Origin of the sequence: Streptomyces sp. NPDC003456 (genome assembly GCF_042878735.1) — a bacterium.
Lineage (GTDB): Bacteria > Actinomycetota > Actinomycetes > Streptomycetales > Streptomycetaceae > Streptomyces.
Map to the genome: position 1 here is coordinate 793,866 of NZ_JBIAOK010000004.1, position 17,497 is coordinate 811,362.

The 17,497-nt window shown below is 72.5% G+C and carries 15 protein-coding genes and 1 riboswitch; of the genes, 8 read left to right on the forward strand and 7 right to left on the reverse strand.

Features of this window, described 5'->3' with window-relative positions; all coding sequences use genetic code 11:
- Window positions 1-37: 37 nt before the first annotated feature.
- Complete coding sequence (gene glgX, locus ACFYWG_RS19740) at window positions 38-2,290, reverse strand: glycogen debranching protein GlgX (RefSeq protein ID WP_376329604.1); 2,253 nt, start codon at window positions 2,288-2,290, stop codon at window positions 38-40.
- A 188-nt stretch (window positions 2,291-2,478) separates the two neighbouring features.
- On the opposite strand from glgX, the gene ACFYWG_RS19745 reads away from it, so the two are divergent.
- From ACFYWG_RS19745 to ACFYWG_RS19775, 7 genes are all read left to right on the forward strand, one after another.
- Window positions 2,479-3,723 (forward strand): Ig-like domain-containing protein, encoded by a 1,245-nt coding sequence (locus tag ACFYWG_RS19745; RefSeq protein ID WP_376329607.1) that lies wholly within the window; start codon window positions 2,479-2,481, stop codon window positions 3,721-3,723.
- Between the two features lie 157 nt (window positions 3,724-3,880).
- The gene (locus ACFYWG_RS19750; protein ID WP_385416279.1) at window positions 3,881-5,113 is read left to right on the forward strand and encodes an Ig-like domain-containing protein; all 1,233 of its coding nucleotides are present in this window, start codon (window positions 3,881-3,883) and stop codon (window positions 5,111-5,113) included.
- A gap of 81 nt (window positions 5,114-5,194) precedes the next feature.
- Complete coding sequence (locus ACFYWG_RS19755; RefSeq protein ID WP_389202495.1) at window positions 5,195-5,962, forward strand: enoyl-CoA hydratase/isomerase family protein; 768 nt, start codon at window positions 5,195-5,197, stop codon at window positions 5,960-5,962.
- A 169-nt stretch (window positions 5,963-6,131) separates the two neighbouring features.
- On the forward strand, window positions 6,132-6,740 hold the full coding sequence (locus ACFYWG_RS19760) for an ATP-binding protein (protein WP_383503554.1): 609 nt from the start codon (window positions 6,132-6,134) through the stop codon (window positions 6,738-6,740).
- Window positions 6,741-6,830: 90 nt separating this feature from the next.
- Window positions 6,831-8,009 (forward strand): YncE family protein, encoded by a 1,179-nt coding sequence (locus ACFYWG_RS19765; RefSeq protein ID WP_389202497.1) that lies wholly within the window; start codon window positions 6,831-6,833, stop codon window positions 8,007-8,009.
- A gap of 169 nt (window positions 8,010-8,178) precedes the next feature.
- On the forward strand, window positions 8,179-8,391 hold the full coding sequence (locus ACFYWG_RS19770) for an EF-hand domain-containing protein (protein ID WP_333933865.1): 213 nt from the start codon (window positions 8,179-8,181) through the stop codon (window positions 8,389-8,391).
- 89 nt (window positions 8,392-8,480) lie between these two features.
- Complete coding sequence (locus ACFYWG_RS19775) at window positions 8,481-9,248, forward strand: NADPH-dependent F420 reductase (RefSeq protein ID WP_389202500.1); 768 nt, start codon at window positions 8,481-8,483, stop codon at window positions 9,246-9,248.
- Between the two features lie 47 nt (window positions 9,249-9,295).
- On the opposite strand, the gene ACFYWG_RS19780 is transcribed toward ACFYWG_RS19775, so the two are convergent.
- The 6 genes from ACFYWG_RS19780 to gcvT form a co-directional block, all read right to left on the reverse strand.
- Window positions 9,296-9,853, reverse strand: a complete 558-nt coding sequence (locus ACFYWG_RS19780; protein ID WP_376329621.1) for a glycoside hydrolase family 25 protein — start codon at window positions 9,851-9,853, stop codon at window positions 9,296-9,298.
- A 131-nt stretch (window positions 9,854-9,984) separates the two neighbouring features.
- A complete protein-coding gene (locus tag ACFYWG_RS19785) occupies window positions 9,985-11,397 on the reverse strand; it encodes an MFS transporter (RefSeq protein ID WP_389202503.1) in 1,413 nt (470 codons plus the stop codon).
- Between the two features lie 116 nt (window positions 11,398-11,513).
- A complete protein-coding gene (locus ACFYWG_RS19790; RefSeq protein ID WP_383503533.1) occupies window positions 11,514-12,881 on the reverse strand; it encodes an L-serine ammonia-lyase in 1,368 nt (455 codons plus the stop codon).
- Window positions 12,882-12,969: 88 nt separating this feature from the next.
- Window positions 12,970-14,232: a serine hydroxymethyltransferase gene (gene glyA / locus ACFYWG_RS19795; RefSeq protein WP_389202505.1), complete on the reverse strand. Its 1,263-nt coding sequence runs from the start codon at window positions 14,230-14,232 to the stop codon at window positions 12,970-12,972.
- A 14-nt stretch (window positions 14,233-14,246) separates the two neighbouring features.
- Window positions 14,247-14,624, reverse strand: a complete 378-nt coding sequence (gcvH, locus tag ACFYWG_RS19800; protein WP_383503534.1) for a glycine cleavage system protein GcvH — start codon at window positions 14,622-14,624, stop codon at window positions 14,247-14,249.
- Between the two features lie 101 nt (window positions 14,625-14,725).
- On the reverse strand, window positions 14,726-15,847 hold the full coding sequence (gene gcvT / locus ACFYWG_RS19805; protein ID WP_383503535.1) for a glycine cleavage system aminomethyltransferase GcvT: 1,122 nt from the start codon (window positions 15,845-15,847) through the stop codon (window positions 14,726-14,728).
- A 191-nt stretch (window positions 15,848-16,038) separates the two neighbouring features.
- Window positions 16,039-16,138: riboswitch (glycine riboswitch) on the reverse strand.
- Window positions 16,139-16,359: 221 nt separating this feature from the next.
- Between gcvT and ACFYWG_RS19810 the strand changes: the two genes are divergently transcribed.
- Entirely contained in the window at window positions 16,360-17,049 is a 690-nt protein-coding gene (locus ACFYWG_RS19810) for an AAA family ATPase (protein WP_383503536.1), read from the forward strand.
- The last annotated feature ends 448 nt before the right edge of the window (window positions 17,050-17,497 follow it).

Genomic DNA, 17,497 nt, shown 5'->3' on the forward strand with positions numbered 1-17,497 from the left:
GGTCCTACGACCTGCCCGTCCGACCGGCCGGACGGCGTCAGCCCGTCACCCGCAGCAGCAGCACCGCCCGGGCCGGCATGGTGATCTCCGTCCCCGCGGGGTGCTCCACGCCCGGCGCCCGGCCCTGCTCCTCCAGGCTCGTGTCGACGACGACCTCGTACCGCTCCGCCCACGGCGGCCCCGGCAGCACGAAGTCCACCGGCCCCTCGCCCGCGTGCAGCACCGCGAGGAAGCTGTCGTCCAGGACCTGGTCCCCGCGCTCGTCCCGGCCCGGGATGTCCCGGCCGGACAGGTACATGCCGAGCGTGGCCGCCGGTGCGTACCAGTCCTGCTCCGTCATCTCCGTGCCCCGGGAGGTGAACCAGGCCAGATCGCGCAGCCCGTCGGCGGAGTGCGCCCGGCCGGAGAAGAACGCCCGGCGGCGCAGCACCGGGTGCCGGTGGCGCAGCGCGATCAGCCGGGAGGTCAGCTCGAACAGCGCCCGCCAGCCGGGGTCCTCCAGCAGCCCCCAGTCCATCCAGCTGATCTCGTTGTCCTGGCAGTAGGCGTTGTTGTTCCCGCGCTGGGTGCGGCCCAGCTCGTCGCCCGCGACCAGCATGGGCACGCCCGTGGACAGCAGCAGCGTGGTCAGCAGGTTCCTCAGCTGCCGGCGCCTGAGCGCCCGCACGCCCTCGTCGTCCGTCTCGCCCTCGGCGCCGCAGTTCCAGGCCCGGTTGTCGTCCGTGCCGTCCCGGTTGCCCTCGCCGTTGGCCTCGTTGTGCTTGCGCTCGTAGGACACCAGGTCGCGCAGGGTGAAGCCGTCGTGCGCGGTGATGAAGTTGACCGACGCGTACGGCCGGCGCCCGCCCCAGGCGTACAGGTCGCTGGAGCCCGACAGCCGGTAGCCCATCTCGCGCACGTCCGGCAGCGCGTGCCGCCAGAAGTCCCGCACGGCGTTGCGGTACCGGTCGTTCCACTCCGTCCACAGCGGTGGGAAGGCGCCCACCTGGTAGCCGCCCGAGCCCACGTCCCACGGCTCGGCGATCAGCTTCACCCGGCGCAGCACCGGGTCCTGGGCGATCACCGCCAGGAACGGGGAGAGCATGTCGACGTCGTGCATCGAGCGGGCCAGCGCCGCCGCCAGGTCGAAGCGGAAGCCGTCGACGCCCATCTCGGTGACCCAGTAGCGCAGCGAGTCCGTGATCAGGCGCAGCACGTGCGGCTGGACCACGTGCAGGGTGTTGCCGCAGCCGGTGTAGTCGGCGTAGCGGCGGGCGTCGTCCTGGAGGCGGTAGTAGCCGCGGTTGTCGATGCCCTTCAGGGACAGGGTCGGGCCGAGCTCGCCCGCCTCGGCGGTGTGGTTGTAGACCACGTCGAGGATGACCTCGATGCCGGCCGCGTGCAGGGCGCGCACCATCCGCTTGAACTCGCCGACCTGCTGGCCCCGCGTCCCCGAGGCGGCGTAGGCCGCGTGCGGGGCGAAGTAGCCGACGGAGTTGTACCCCCAGTAGTTGCGCAGGCTCCGGCGCAGCAGGTGGTCCTCGTGCGCGAACTGGTGCACCGGCAGCAGTTCCACCGCCGTCACGCCCAGCCTCACCAGGTGCTCCACGGCCGCCGGGTGGGCGAGGCCGGCGTAGGTGCCGCGCAGCTCCTCGGGGATGCCCGGGTGCAGCTGCGTGAAGCCCTTGACGTGCAGCTCGTAGATCACCGAGTCCGCCCAGGGCGTCTTGGGGCGCCGGTCGTCCGCCCAGTCGTCGTCGTCGTGGACGACCACGCCCTTCGGCACGTACGGCGCCGAGTCCCGGTCGTCGCGCACGGTGTCGGCGACGTGCTGCTGCGGCCAGTCACGGACGTGCCCGTACACCTCGGGCGGCAGCCCGAAGTCGCCGTCGACGGCCCGGGCATAGGGGTCCAGCAGCAGCTTGGCGGGGTTCCAGCGGGCGCCCGTCCAGGGGTCCCAGCGCCCCCGCACCCGGTAGCCGTAGCGCTGCCCGGGCAGGACGTCCGGCACGAAGCCGTGCCAGATCCCGTGGGTCAGCTCCGCCAGCCGCACCCGGGACTCCTTGCCCGCCTCGTCGAACAGGCACAGCTCCACCCCCTCCGCCCCGCCCGCCCACAACGCGAAGTTGGTCCCGGCCACCCCGTCCGGACCGACCCGGAACCGGGCGCCCAGCGGTGTCGGCGCACCCGGCCGGGCGGGCACGACGGGCGGCGGCGCGGCCCTCGGCGCGCCGTTCACGGCGGCGGGCCGGCGTCCCGCCTCGGTGGTCCGGCGACCGGCCACCGCCTCCTGCTCGGCTGCGCTGGACACCTGTCAGCCTCCCGCGGCTCGTGGAACGACGGGGAACAGGGGGGTGCGGCCCTGTGCTGCGGCCCGGGTCGCGGCTCCCCTGCGCGCCGTCCTCCCCACTGTTCTGCCCAGAGCGTGGGTCGCACTCACGTTTCCCCGGAGGCGGGCATGGTCGTTTCCCGGGGGCGCGGCCGGTCGTTGGGCACCCCGTGAGGCACGTACAAGGGCGCGCGCGGCGCGCGAGGGCCGCGCTGGCCGCCGTAGTGACATGGGCAGGGCTCCTCGCCGGAGCCACCGGCTGTACCTCGGACGGCGGCGGCGGCATCGCCGGCGCCTTCGGCGCGCCCCCGGCGCCCGAGGAGGTCATCAAGATCTCGCCCGGCGACGGGAGCCGCGGTGTGCGCCCCGGCCGGCAGCTGCGGGTGCGCGTGTCCGGCGGCCGGCTGGAGTCGGTGAAGGTCGTCCGCTCCCAGGACGCCCAGGACACCCCGGTGCCCGGGCGGATCTCCGCCGACGGCCTGAGCTGGGAGCCGGCGCAGGACCGGCTGGCGCTGGCCGCGAAGTACACGGTCGACGCGGTGGCCGTGGACGGCGCCGGCCGCCGCTCGGCCCGGCACACCACCTTCACCACGTACGTCCCGGAGGAGCGCTTCATCGGCTACGTCGCCCCGGAGCACCGCGCCACGGTCGGCACCGGGATGATCGTGTCGCTGGCGTTCAACCGGGCGATCGCGAACCGGGCCGCCGTGGAGCGCGCGGTGACGGTCACCGCCCGCCCCGCCGTCGAGGTCCGGCCGCACTGGTTCGGCCGCACCCGCCTGGACTTCCGCCCCGAGCACTACTGGAAGCCGGGCACCGAGGTCACCGTCTCCCTGCGCCTGCGGGACGTCGAGGGCGCACCCGGCGTCTACGGCCTGCAGCACAAGACGTTCGCGTTCACCGTCGGCCGCAGCCAGGTCTCGATCGTCGACGCCGCCGCCCACTCCATGGAGGTCCGGCGCGACGGCGAGCCGCTGGCCACCGTGCCCGTGACGGCGGGCGCCCCGAAGACCACCACCTACAACGGCAAGATGGTGGTGACCGAGATGCTGGACGTCACCCGCATGAACGGCGCCACGGTCGGCTTCAAGAAGCGCGACGGCAAGGGCGAGTACGACATCCCCGACGTCCCGCACGCCATGCGCCTGACCGACTCCGGCACCTTCCTGCACGGCAACTACTGGGCCCACCGCTCCGTCTTCGGCCGTACCAACGTCAGCCACGGCTGCATCGGGCTGCGCGACGTGAAGGGCGGCGGCGCGGACACCCCGGCCGGCTGGTTCTTCGACCGCAGCCTCGTCGGGGACGTGGTCGAGGTCGTCAACAGCAAGGACAAAGAGGTCGCTCCCGACAACGGGCTCGGAGGATGGAATATGGGCTGGAATGCCTGGAAGGCGGGCAGTGCCGTGAAGTAGCCCGACACGAGGGCGGGTTGACCCGGCGTTCCGTTGGGACCGAACAGTGACAATCGCGGGCCGCCGGGGCCGGGCGGCCAGTGGTTACTATTCGCCGGTGCGCGGGGGTCACGCGCCGGGGAGCGGGCCTGGTCAGGCCCTGGGAGGGGAGAACCACGTGAACGGGCGACCGATATCGGGGGCGTCGGTTGGGCGCAGGAGGGGACGTCTCGCACTGGCCGTCGGGGCGCTGCTGTTCGCCGTGACGGCCTGCGGGGGCGGGGACACCGGCTCGGGCTCCGGCTCGGGCGGCGGCGAGGGCAAGGACTCGGGCAGCGCGCAGAGCAAGCAGTCCGAGGCGGTCGTCAGCATCGCGCCGAAGGACGGCGCGAAGTCCGTCGACACCAGCGGCGCGCTGAAGGTCACGGCGGCCAAGGGCAAGCTGACCGAGGTCGAGGTCAAGAACTCCGAGGGCGAGAAGGTCGACGGGAAGATATCCGCCGACGGCGCCACCTGGACGCCGTCCACCCACCTGGCCGGCGCGACCAAGTACACCGTCCACGCGGTCGCCAAGGACTCCGAGGGCCGCACGGCCGCGGAGGACGCCGACTTCACCACGCTGACCCCGCAGAACACCTTCATCGGCACCTTCACCCCGGAGGACGGCTCGAAGGTCGGGGTCGGGATGCCGTTCTCGGTCCGCTTCTCCCGGGGCATCACCAACCCCGACGACGTCGAGCGGGCCATCCGCATCACCACGGAGCCCGCCGTCGAGGTCGAGGGCCACTGGTTCGGCAACGACCGGCTCGACTTCCGCCCCGAGAAGTACTGGAAGCCCGGCACCAAGGTGACCGTCGACTTCGGCCTCGACGGCGTGGAGGGCCGGCCCGGCGTCTACGGCGAGCAGGACAAGAAGGTCGAGTTCACCATCGGCCGCAACCAGGTCTCCGTCGTCGACGCCAAGAAGCTCACGATGAAGGTCACCCGCGACGGCAGGACCGTCAAGACGATCCCGGTCACCACCGGCAAGCCCGGCATGGAGACCTGGAACGGCCAGATGGTCGTCAGCGAGATGCTGAAGGTGACCCGGATGAACGGCGAGACCGTCGGCTACGGCGGCGAGTACGACATCAAGGACGTCCCGCACGCCGTCCGCCTCACCACCTCCGGCACGTTCCTGCACGGCAACTACTGGGCGAGCGGCGCCTTCGGCGAGTACAACGCCAGCCACGGCTGCATCGGACTGCGCGACGTGCGCGGCGGCTGGGACAAGAAGGTGCCCGCCGCGTGGTTCTTCGACAACACGATGGTCGGCGACGTGGTGGTCGTCAAGAACTCCGAGGACCGCACCGTCGCCCCGGACAACGGTCTCAACGGCTGGAACATGTCGTGGGAGAAGTGGAAGAACTAGCACCCCGCAGCTGACGGCAGGGCCCCGGTGTGACGGACCGCACCGGGGCCCCGGCCGTTAATCCCCGTTAACCTGCTGCCCATGACCGTCTCTCTCGAAGTCGCCGAAGGCGTCGGCACGCTCCGGCTGGACCGACCGCCCATGAACGCGCTGGACATCGCCACGCAGGACCGGCTCAAGGAACTCGCCGAGGAGGCCACGCGCCGCGAGGACGTGCGCGCCGTGGTGATCTACGGCGGCGAGAAGGTGTTCGCGGCGGGCGCGGACATCAAGGAGATGCAGGCGATGGACCACACCGCGATGGTCCTGCGCGCCCGCGCCCTGCAGGACGCGTTCACCGCGGTGGCCCGGATCCCCAAGCCGGTCGTCGCGGCCGTCACCGGCTACGCGCTGGGCGGCGGCTGCGAACTCGCCCTGTGCGCGGACTTCCGCATCGCCGCGGAGAACGTCAAGCTCGGCCAGCCGGAGATCCTGCTCGGCCTGATCCCCGGCGCGGGCGGCACCCAGCGCCTGGCCCGGCTGATCGGCCCGTCCAGGGCCAAGGACCTCATCTTCACGGGCCGGATGGTCAAGGCCGAGGAGGCCGAGCGGATCGGCCTGGTCGACCGGATCGTGCCCGCCGCCGAGGTGTACACGCAGGCGCACGCCTGGGCCGCCCAGCTGGCGCAGGGGCCCGCCCTGGCGCTGCGGGCGGCCAAGGAGTCGATCGACACGGGGCTGGAGACGGACATCGACACCGGCCTGGCGGTGGAACGGAACTGGTTCGCCGGCCTGTTCGCGACCGAGGACCGCGAGCGCGGGATGCGCAGCTTCGTCGAGGAGGGGCCGGGCAAGGCGAAGTTCCTCTGAACCTTCCCACGGGGGCTTGCAATTGACGCGGTGTCTCATCCGGGGTCCCTCGAAGGGGCGGTTTATGGCAGCCTTAACGCAGCCTTAAGCCCGGTCGGCCGAGGGAGTCCGTCGATTGCCCCGAAAAGGGACGTTCCCGCAGCTCGGAGAGGGTGCCGACGGCTCCGAAGTGCCGCCGGCACATGCCGGAGGACCACCTGACGGGGGGTCGTCCCCGGGGGCGTGTTCCCCGGGAACGGCCTCCCCGGCCACGTCAGACGGCCATGATGGGGGCATGGCGGGGCTGGAGGGTACGGAACAGCCGCGGGGGCACGCCCATGCGGCCGCGGCACGCTGGTCGCCGGCGGTCGAGGACGAACATGCGCTGAAGGCGCTGGAGTTGTACGGCAATCCGACGGAGGCGGAGGTCCCGCTGCCGTCCCTGCCCGAGTCCGCGGCCATCGCCCGGCGCCTCACCCAGGTCGTGGTCCTGCGCCAGTGGGGACTCACCCCCAGGATTACGGAGGACGCCGTCCTGCTCGTCTCCGAACTCGTCGGCAACGCCGTCCGCCACACCGGCGCCCGCGTCTTCGGGCTCCGCCTGCACCGGCGCCGCGGCTGGATCCGTGTCGAGGTGCGCGACCCCTCCCGGGGGCTGCCCTGCCTGATGCCGGTCCAGGAGCTGGACCTCAGCGGCCGGGGCCTGTTCCTCGTCGACAAGCTGGCCGACCGCTGGGGCGTCGACCTGCTGCCCCGGGGCAAGACCACCTGGTTCGAGATGCGGGTCGCCGAACGCTGACAGCCGGGGGGCACACCGCGGCGCACCCCACCCGGCCGCCGGACGGACGAATCACGGCTTTCAGCACCACGGTGCTCCTTGAATGGAGCGATGCACCGCCATCTCGCCAAGAGCGCCCTCGTCGCGGGCGCCGCCGTCGCCGTTCTCGCCGCCTGCGGCGCCCCGAGCGGGCAACGGGCCGCCGAGCCCCGCGGCACCCGGGCCGCCGTGCCCGCCCCGCCCGAGAAGAAGCCCGTCCGCGGTCTGCCCGGCATGCCGCCCGTGCTCGACCCGCGGGACGTGTACGCGGCCGACCGCCCCGGCCGGCTGTCGCCGGTGGTCAAGGACTTCCCCTCCCGGGTCTACGTCCCCAACACCGAGTCCGACACGGTGTCCGTCATCGACCCGAAGACCTACGAGATCGTCGAGACGATCAAGGTGGGCCGGCAGCCCCAGCACGTCGTGCCCTCCTGGGACCTCAAGACGCTCTGGGTCAACAACAACCGCGGCCACACCCTCACCCCGATCGACCCGAGGACCGGCAGGGCCGGCCGGGAGGTCGACGTCCACGACCCCTACAACCTCTACTTCACCCCCAACGGCAGGTACGCCGTCGTGATGGCCTCCCTCGACCGCGAGCTGGTCTTCCGCGACCCGCACACCATGAAGATCGAGAAGACCGTCCCGGTCTCCTGCTACGGCGTCAACCACGCCGACTTCTCCCTCGACGGCCGCTACTTCGTCGTCTCCTGCGAGTTCAGCGGCGAACTGCTCAAGGTCGACACCGAGAAGATGGAGGTCGTCGGGCAGCAGCGGCTGCCGCTCCAGGGCGCCATGCCGCAGGACGTGAAGCTCTCACCCGACGGCAGGAGGTTCTACATCGCCGACATGGCGGCCCACGGCATGTGGGTCCTCGACGGCGAGAAGTTCACCCCGCCCACGCTGCTGCCCACCGGCAAGGGCACCCACGGCCTGTACGTCAGCCGGGACTCGCGCGAGATGTACGTGTCCAACCGCGGCGAGGGCACGATCTCCGTCTTCGACTTCACGCGCAACGAGCTGACCAAGAAGTGGAAGCTGCCCGGCGGCGGCAGCCCCGACATGGGCGGCGTCTCCGCCGACGGCAAGGTGCTGTGGCTGTCCGGCCGCTACAACGGCGAGGTGTACGCCCTCGACACCCGCACCGGCACCCAGCTCGCCCGCATCAAGGTCGGCAGCGGGCCGCACGGCCTCGCCGTCTACCCCCAGCCCGGCCGCTACTCCCTCGGCCACACCGGCGTCTTCCGGTGAGGCGCGCCGTCCCGCGGTGAACGGCCCGGGGCCGGCGTCACGCCGCGCCCGGGCCGCCCTGCGGGGCCTGCGGGACAGGCGCCGCGTCGCAGGCCGGAGCGGGCGGATAACCTGACCTCCGTCGAAACCGCGTCATGAGGACGCACAGCACGAGAAGAGGGGCGGATCGGTGGCGGACATCGAGGAAGCACGCAAGCAGTTCGAGCGGATCGATACGGACGGTGACGGCTACATCACCGCTGCCGAGTTCAAGACCGCCCTGGCGCAGTCGGGCGACTGGAACGTCACCGAGTCGGTCGCCGAGGTCGTCATCAAGGCCCGTGACCTGGACGGCGACAAGCAGCTCAGCTTCGACGAGTTCTGGGCCTTCCTGAACAAGTAGGCCGGCGCCGCCCACGCGGCGCGAGGGGCCCGGTCCACGCCCGGACCGGGCCCCTCGGCGTGCGCGGGTCTCCCGCCTCGCCCGTCCGGGTGAGCGGCCCCGGGCGGCGGAATAGCCCGTCCCCGGGCGCGGTTGACGCCGGTCACAGACGTTTCGGCCGGCGTGACCGACCCCCGGAAGGGCAAGGCGAGGACATGAAGATCGGCATCATCGGCGCGGGCAACATCGGCGGCAACCTGACCCGGCGGCTCACCGCCCTCGGTCACGACGTGTCCGTCGCCAACTCCCGCGGACCGCACACGCTCACGGCCCTGGCCGAGGAGACCGGCGCGACGCCCGTACCCGTGGAGGAGGCGGCCCGGGGCGCGCAGGTGGTCGTGGTGACCGTCCCGCTGAAGGCCGTCCCGGACCTGCCGTCCGGCGTGCTCGACGGTGCCGCCGAGGGCGCGGCCGTCATCGACACGGGCAACTACTACCCGAAGCAGCGCGACGGCCGGATCGCCGCGATCGAGGACGACGGCCTCACCGAGAGCCGCTGGACCGAACGGCAGCTCGGCCACCCGGTGATCAAGGCGTTCAACGGCACGTACGCCCAGGACATCCTGGACCGCCACCGCCCGGCCGGTGACGCCGAGCGCATGGCCCTGCCGGTGGCCGGCGACGACGAAGCCGCCAAGCGCACGGTGCGCGCCCTCATCGACGAGCTGGGCTTCGACACCGTCGACGCCGGCGGCATCGACGACTCCTGGCGCCAGCAGCCCGGCACCCCGGTCTACGGACTGCGCGCCGGCACCGACGAGGTCGCCAAGGCGCTCGCGGAGGCCTCCCCGGAGCGCACCCCCGACTTCCGCGGCTAGGACCCGCCCGCCAACGCGTGGTCCGGACGACAGGCTCCGGGGCCGTCTCAGGCGCCGGCGGCCCAGCGGCGCAGGTCCGCCCTGCTCTCGAAGGCGGCGACGTTCTTGTCCAGTGGGTCGTCGGTGTACTGGTGGAAGCGCCACTTCGCCTTGATCCGGGGCTTGCCGGCGCTCACGTAGTCGGCGATCCACAGGCCGTCGCCCGCGTAGGAGGTCGTGTCGACGTTGAGCCAGAAGTCGCGGTTGCAGTAGAGCACCACCCGGTTGTCCGGGCGCAGTTGCTTCACCTTGCGCAGGAAGCGGTCCTTCTCGGCGTTGCTCGCGCGGGTCCCGTCGCCGGTCGTCTCCCAGTCGACGGCGAGGATGTCGCCCGGCCGGTCCGGGGCCCTGCCCACGAAGTACTCGGCCTGGTCGGTGAGGTTGCCGGGCCACAGGAAGTGGTAGAAGCCGACGACCAGCCCGGCGTCGCGCGCCCGCTTCGTCTGCGCGGCCAGCTTGGGATTGACGTACGACCGGCCCTCCGTGGCCTTGACGAAGACGAAGGACAGGCCGTCGGTGGAGTAGGACGAGGACTGGTACGCGCTCACGTCGATTCCGCGCAGCATGGGGGGGCTCCCTCACGTTCCGGTGGGGCGGAACTGCACCCGGGTGGAGGGTTGTTGTATGCCCGCCGGAACCGGCCGTACGCCGGGCGCGGGGAGGCTCCCGGCCCGGCGGGCGTGAGCGCCGGTGGGACTCAGGAGCCGGCGGAGGCGGCCGGGGCGGGGCTCGCCGCCCCGGCCGGGGCGGCCTGCGCGTCGTCGAGGGAGACGTGCCGGGTCTCCCCGCTCAGCAGCAGCGCGACCAGCGTCAGCAGCGCCATCGCCGAGAGGTAGACACCGACCAGCCACGGCGAGCCGTCCCCGGCCTCCCACAGCGCCACGGCGATGAACGGCGCGACCGCCGCCCCCAGGATCGAACTGACGTTGTACGAGATGCCCGATCCGGTGTACCGGACGCCGGTCGGGAACAGCTCGGGCAGCAGCGCGCCCATCGGGCCGAAGGTCAGGCCCATCAGGGTGAAGCCCAGCACGAGCCAGAGCACCACGCCCGGGGTGCCCAGACCGATCAGCGGCACCCAGACCAGCCCGAAGACCACGATCGCGGCGGTGGTCCACAGGAGGCAGGCGCGCCGCCCGTAGCGGTCCGCGAGAGGGCCCGAGACGAGGGTGAACGCGGCGAAGAACAGCACACCGAAGATCATCATGAGGACGAAGGTGATGTAGCCGTAGCCCAGTCCGGGCACGGCGGCGTCCTCGGGAGCGCGTCCGTAGCTCAGCGAGAACGTGGTCATCAGGTAGAAGAGCACGTAGGTCGCCAGCATGATGAAGGTGCCGAGGACCAGCTGCCTGCCGTGGCCGCGCACCACGGTGGCCAGCGGAAGCCGCCGCACCCCGCCCGCGTCGCGGGTCCTGGTGAACACCGCCGACTCCACGAGCCGGGAGCGCACCCACAGGCCGATGGCGACCATCACGGCGGAGAAGAGGAACGGCACCCGCCAGCCCCAGCTGACGAAGGCGTCCGAGGGCTGGGACGGGTCCGCGCCCGCCGCGGACGGCAGCAGCGCGCCCATGAGCAGGAAGAGCCCGTTGCCGATGATGAAGCCGAACGGGGCGCCCAGCTGCGGGAAGGTGCCGTACAGGGCCCGTTTGCCGCTCGGGGCGTTCTCGGTGGCGACCAGGGCCGCGCCGCTCCACTCGCCGCCGAGCGCGAAGCCCTGGGCGAGCCGCATCAGCACCAGCAGCGCGGTGGCCACCCAGCCGGCCTGGGCGTAGGTGGGCAGGACACCGATGAGGAAGGTGGCGACGCCCATGGTCAGCAGCGAGGCGACGAGGGTCTTCTTGCGGCCGAGACGGTCACCGAGGTGCCCGAAGACCACCGCCCCGACCGGCCGGGCGACCATCGCGGCGCCGAACACCGCGAAGGACGACAGCAGCGCGGTGGTCGGGTCGCTGCTCGGGAAGAACAGCTGCGGGAAGACGAGCACCGCTGCGGTCGCGTAGATGTAGAAGTCGTAGAACTCGATCGTCGTGCCGATGAGGCTGGCGACGAGGACACGGGACCGCGGGTTGACGGGTGCCGAGGCTGAACCGGAGGGGGGAGCGGACATCGATCGGTCTTTCACGCGCGAAACATGGCACGTACAACGATGTCAGCGATCTTGTGGCGCGGTACGGCCCTCTCGCGATGTGAGACACGGCCCGGCCGCCGCGCGGCCGGGGCCGCTCAGCACTCGATGATGTTCACCGCCAGCCCGCCCCGGGCCGTCTCCTTGTACTTGACCGACATGTCCGCGCCGGTGTCCTTCATGGTCTTGATGACCTTGTCCAGGGACACCTTGTGGGAGCCGTCGCCGCGCATCGCCATGCGGGCGGCGGTGACGGCCTTGACCGCGGCCATGCCGTTGCGCTCGATGCACGGGATCTGGACCAGCCCGCCCACCGGGTCGCAGGTGAGCCCGAGGTTGTGCTCCATGCCGATCTCCGCGGCGTTCTCGACCTGCTCGGGCGAGCCGCCGAGGACCTCCGCGAGGGCTCCCGCGGCCATGGAGCAGGCCGAGCCGACCTCGCCCTGGCAGCCGACCTCGGCGCCGGAGATCGAGGCGTTCTCCTTGAACAGCATGCCGATCGCGCCCGCGGCCAGCAGGAAGCGGACCACGCCCTCCTCGTCGGCGCCCGGCACGAAGTTCATGTAGTAGTGCAGCACCGCCGGGATGATGCCGGCCGCGCCGTTCGTCGGGGCCGTGACCACCCGGCCGCCGGCCGCGTTCTCCTCGTTCACGGCCATCGCGTAGAGGGTGATCCACTCCATCGACAGGGCCTGCGGGTCGCCCTCGGAGCGCAGCTTGCGCGCGGTGTTGGCGGCCCGCCGGCGCACCTTCAGACCGCCCGGCAGGATGCCCTCCCGGGACATCCCGCGCGCCACGCACGCCTGCATGACCCGCCAGATCTCCAGCAGGCCCTCCCGGATCTCCTCCTCCGTGCGCCAGGCCCGCTCGTTCTCCAGCATCAGCGCCGAGATGGACAGGCCGGTCTCCCGGGTGAGGCGCAGCAGCTCGTCGCCCGTGCGGAAGGGGTACTTCAGCACCGTGTCGTCGAGCTTGATGCGGTCCGCGCCGACCGCGTCCTCGTCGACGACGAACCCGCCGCCCACCGAGTAGTACGTCTTCGTCAGCAGCTCCGCGCCCGAGGCGTCGTACGCCCACAGGGTCATGCCGTTCGCGTGGTACGGCAGGGCCTTGCGGCGGTGCAGGACCATGTCGTCGTCGAAGGAGAAGGCGATCTCGTGCTCGCCGAGCAGGTTCAGCCGGCCGCCGGCCTTGATCGCCTCCACCCGCTCGTCGGCGCTCTCCACGTCCACCGTGCGCGGGGAGTCGCCCTCCAGGCCGAGCAGCACGGCCTTGGGTGTGCCGTGGCCGTGGCCGGTGGCGCCGAGCGAGCCGTACAGCTCCGCCCGGACCGAGGCGACGGACTCCAGGAGCTCCTCGTTGCGCAGCCGCCGGGCGAACAGGCCGGCCGCGCGCATCGGGCCGACGGTGTGGGAGCTGGACGGGCCGATGCCGATCGAGAACAGGTCGAAGACCGAGATGGCCACGGGGGGAACTCCTGACTACGGGGGTGGTGCCAAGGGGGTGGGCGCCGCGCCCGCTTGTGGCCGGCGCGGCGCCCGAAAGGTTTCTTCGTTACTTGTTCAGACCGGGGTACAGCGGGTGCCGGTCGGCCAGGGCCTTCACCCGGGCCTTGAGGGCCTCCGCGTCGTACGACGGCTTCAGCGCCTCGGCGATGACGTCCGCGACCTCGGCGAAGGCATCGGCACCGAAGCCGCGGGTGGCCAGGGCCGGGGTGCCGATCCGCAGACCGGACGTCACCATCGGCGGACGCGGGTCGTTCGGGATCGCGTTGCGGTTGACGGTGATGCCGATCTCGTGGAGCCGGTCCTCGGCCTGCTGCCCGTCGAGCTCGGAGTCGCGCAGGTCGACCAGGACCAGGTGCACGTCCGTGCCGCCGGACAGGACGTCCACGCCCACGGCCCGGACGTCGTCCTTCACCAGACGCTCGGCCAGGATGCGGGCACCCTCCAGCGTACGGCGCTGGCGCTCCTTGAAGTCGTCCGAGGCGGCGACCTTGAAGGCGACCGCCTTGGCGGCGACCACGTGCTCCAGCGGACCACCCTGCTGACCGGGGAAGACGGCGGAGTTGATCTTCTTGGCCAGCTCGGCCGTGGAGAGGATCACACCGCCGCGGGGGCCGCCGAGGGTCTTGTGGGTCGTGGTGGTGACCACGTGCGCGTGCGGCACCGGGTTGGGGTGCAGCCCGGCCGCGACGAGCCCGGCGAAGTGCGCCATGTCGACCATCAGGTACGCGCCGACCTCGTCGGCGATCCGGCGGAACTCGGCGAAGTCCAGCTGCCGCGGGTACGCCGACCAGCCGGCGACGATCAGCTTCGGCCGGGACTCCTTGGCCAGCCGCTCGACCTCGGCCATGTCGACCCGGCCGTCCTCGCCCACGTGGTAGGCGACGACGTCGTAGAGCTTGCCGGAGAAGTTGATCTTCATGCCGTGGGTCAGGTGACCGCCGTGGGCGAGGTTCAGGCCCATGATGGTGTCGCCCGGCTTGAGCAGCGCGAACATCGCCGCCGCGTTGGCCTGGGCGCCCGAGTGCGGCTGCACGTTGGCGTGCTCGGCGCCGAACAGCTCCTTGACGCGGTCGATCGCGATCTGCTCGACCACGTCGACGTGCTCGCAGCCGCCGTAGTAGCGGCGACCCGGGTAGCCCTCGGCGTACTTGTTGGTGAGGACCGAGCCCTGCGCCTCCATGACCGCGACCGGGGCGAAGTTCTCCGAGGCGATCATCTCGAGCGTGGACTGCTGGCGGTGCAGCTCGGCGTCGACCGCGGCGGCCACGGCCGGGTCGAGCTCGTGCAGGGGGGTGTTCAGGACGGACATACGGCTACGACCTCTCAGCCGGCGGAGAACGCGGTGTACTCGTCGGCGGAGAGCAGGTCGCCCGGCTCGTCCGTGATCCGCACCTTGAACAGCCAGCCGCCCTCGAAGGGGGCCGAGTTCACCAGGGACGGGTCGTTCACGACGTCCTCGTTGACCTCGGTGACCTCACCGGAGACCGGGGAGTACAGGTCGGACACCGACTTGGTCGACTCCAGCTCGCCGCAGGTCTCGCCCGCGGACACCGTGTCACCGACCTCGGGGAGCTGGACGAAGACCACGTCGCCGAGCGCGTTGGCCGCGTGCTCCGTGATGCCGACCGTCGACACGCCGTCCTCGGCGGCCGACAGCCACTCGTGCTCCTTGCTGTAGCGCAGCTGCGTGGGGTTGCTCATGGCCTGGATTCTCCTGTACGCGCGGGAGTGCTGTGAAAAGGGGGACTGCTGGTGAACGGGGTGACGACGGCCGGGCCACGGGGGCGGCCCCCGGCCAGTGTCTACTTCTGCCGCTTGTAGAACGGCAGCGCCACAACCTCGTACGGCTCGTGACTGCCCCTGATGTCCACACCGACGCCGGGGGTGCCGGGCGCGGCGTGCGCGGCGTCGACGTAGGCCATGGCGATCGGCTTGCCCAGGGTGGGGGAGGGGGCGCCGGAGGTGACCTCGCCGATCACCTCGCCGCCCGAGACGACGGCGTACCCGGCGCGCGGGACGCGGCGGCCCTCCGCGACCAGGCCCACGAGCACCCGCGGCGGGTTCTGCTCGGCCCGGGCGGCGGCCTCGCGCAGGGCCTCGCGGCCCACGAAGTCGCCCTCCTTCTCGAACTTCACCACGCGGCCGAGACCGGCGTCGAAGGGCGTCAGGGCGGTGGTCAGCTCGTGCCCGTACAGCGGCATGCCGGCCTCCAGGCGCAGCGTGTCGCGGCAGGACAGACCGCACGGCACCAGCCCGGCGCCCTCACCGGCCTTGGTCAGCGCCTGCCACAGCTCGACGGCGTGCTCCGGCTTCACGAACAGCTCGAAGCCGTCCTCGCCGGTGTAGCCGGTGCGGGCGATCAGGGCCGGGACCCCGGCGACCGTGCCGGGCAGGCCCGCGTAGTACTTCAGCCCGTCCAGGTCGGCGTCCGTGAGGGACGCCAGGATGCCGGGGGACTCCGGGCCCTGGACGGCGATCAGCGCGTAGGCGTCCCGGTCGTCGCGCACCTCGGCGTCGAAGCCGGCGGCGCGCTCGGTCAGCGCGTCCAGGACGACCTGGGCGTTGGAGGCGTTGGCGACCACCATGTACTCGGTCTCGCCCAGCCGGTAGACGATCAGGTCGTCGAGGATGCCGCCGTCGGCCCGGCAGATCATGGTGTAGCGGGCCCGGCCCGGCTTCACACCGCCGATGTTGCCCACCAGGGCGTGGTCGAGCAGGGCGGCGGCCTGGGGGCCGGTGACGGTGATCTCGCCCATGTGGGAGAGGTCGAAGAGCCCGGCCTTCGTGCGCACGGCCAGGTGCTCGTCGCGCTCGGAGCCGTAGCGCAGGGGCATGTCCCAGCCGGCGAAGTCGGTCATCGTCGCGCCGAGCGAGCGATGCAGGGCATCGAGCGCGGTGTGACGGAGTTCTCCTGTACTGCTCACAGTCGGTCGTCTCCCAGGGCGATGGGGCTACCTCCCGCGCGAACTCGTTCGAGCGTGAGGGAGGGCGAGGTCGGTCCTCCCCATCTGTCATCGGAACCTGAGAGGTTCGCCATGACCGCGCTGGTCCATGGCTTGCACCTTGGGTGGAGCCGGCCTGCCGGGGCAGGGGAGGGCCCGCTTTTCAGATGTGCCTCGCCCGCGCGGTAACGGGGCCTGAGAGATTCAAGGGAGGGACTTGCTCCTTCGGCGCCCCAGCGTCAGCGGTGCTGGGAACTCTCCCGCGCGGATTCAAACGGCCGGTATGCAGTTGGCGCGCACATCATTGCACGCATCCTTCTTGCGCGGCAGGGGGACCTTCTCAGCAAGTGCGCCGTCCCGCGCGCCGCGCCCGGAGACCTGTGGCAGCCCTGTTGCAGGAACCGGACCGAAATGAGAGGCCTGCGGCATTACCTTCTCTTTACACTCGGCGGGGACGGTACCGGCGTACCTGGCCCCAGGGGAGGACGATCACGGTGAACAGGTCCAGGGCGTACGCCACGACCACGGGCATCGCGCTGCCCGAGCAGCCGGCCGTGCCGGCGAGGGCGGCCCGGGCGGGCCGCGGCCCGGCGCCCACCGTCCGCGACCTGCGCGAGCGCGGCGGCCGCGGCCCGCGCGTGCTGGTCTTCGGCGCCCGCGACGTCGTCGTGGTCACCGGGCTGCCCGGCAGCGGCAAGTCCACGCTGATGCGGCGCGCCGTCCCGGGCCCGCGCGTCGACTCCCAGGACACCCGCGACCGCTGGGAGCGCCGCACCCCGCGCTTCCTGCCGTACGCGGTCTACCGCCCCCTGGTCCGCCTCTCCCACTACGCCGGGCTGCGCCGCGCGCTGCGCACCGGTGAGGGGCTCGTGGTGCACGACTGCGGCACCCAGGCGTGGGTGCGCCGCTGGGTCGCCCGCGAGGCCCGCCGCCGGGGCGGCGCCCTGCACCTGCTCCTCCTCGACGTCCCGCCCGAGCAGGCCCTGGCCGGCCAGCGGGACCGGGGCCGCGGCGTCTCCCGCTACGCCTTCCGCCGCCACCGCGCCGCCATGGACCGGCTGCTGCGCGCCGTGCAGCGCGGCCGCCTCCCGCAGGGCTGCGCCTCGGCCACGCTCACCGACCGCGACACGGCAGCGGCACTGCACCGGATCACCTTCACGGACCGGCGCTCCGAGGGCCGCTGATCCGGCGCCCCGGTGGGCCGGTCGCCCGCCCCACCGGGGCTGCCGACCGGGACACGTGCCCGGCCCTCGGCCCCCGGCCCCGGCCCCTGCCTCCGGCCGCGGTCCGTGCCCCCGACCCCGGCCCCCGACCCCGGCCCTCGGCGCCCGGCCCCCGGTCCCTGCACCGGCCCCCGGCCCTTGGTCCCTGCCCCCGACCCCTGCCCCCGGCCCCTGCCCGGCCCTCGGCGCCCGGCCCTCGGCCCCGGTCCCTGTCCCGGCCTCCGGCCCTTGGTCCCTGCCCCCTGCCCCGGCCCTCGGCCCCGGTCCCTGTCCCGGCCTCCGGCCCTTGGTCCCTGCCCCCTGCCCCGGCCCTCGGCCCTCGGCCCCGGTCCCTGTCCCGGCCCCCGACCCCGGCCCTCGGCGCCTGGCCCCGATCCCCGGCCCCCGGCCCCCGGCCCTCGGCCCCCGG

Coding starts and splice junctions, on each gene's coding strand:
- ACFYWG_RS19755 (WP_389202495.1), top strand. CDS start 5,195: ATGACCGTCTCTCTCGAAGTCGCCGAAGGCGTCGGCACGCTCCGGCTG.
- glyA (WP_389202505.1), bottom strand. CDS start 14,232: ATGTCCGTCCTGAACACCCCCCTGCACGAGCTCGACCCGGCCGTGGCC.
- ACFYWG_RS19765 (WP_389202497.1), top strand. CDS start 6,831: ATGCACCGCCATCTCGCCAAGAGCGCCCTCGTCGCGGGCGCCGCCGTC.
- gcvH (WP_383503534.1), bottom strand. CDS start 14,624: ATGAGCAACCCCACGCAGCTGCGCTACAGCAAGGAGCACGAGTGGCTG.
- ACFYWG_RS19780 (WP_376329621.1), bottom strand. CDS start 9,853: ATGCTGCGCGGAATCGACGTGAGCGCGTACCAGTCCTCGTCCTACTCC.
- ACFYWG_RS19785 (WP_389202503.1), bottom strand. CDS start 11,397: ATGTCCGCTCCCCCCTCCGGTTCAGCCTCGGCACCCGTCAACCCGCGG.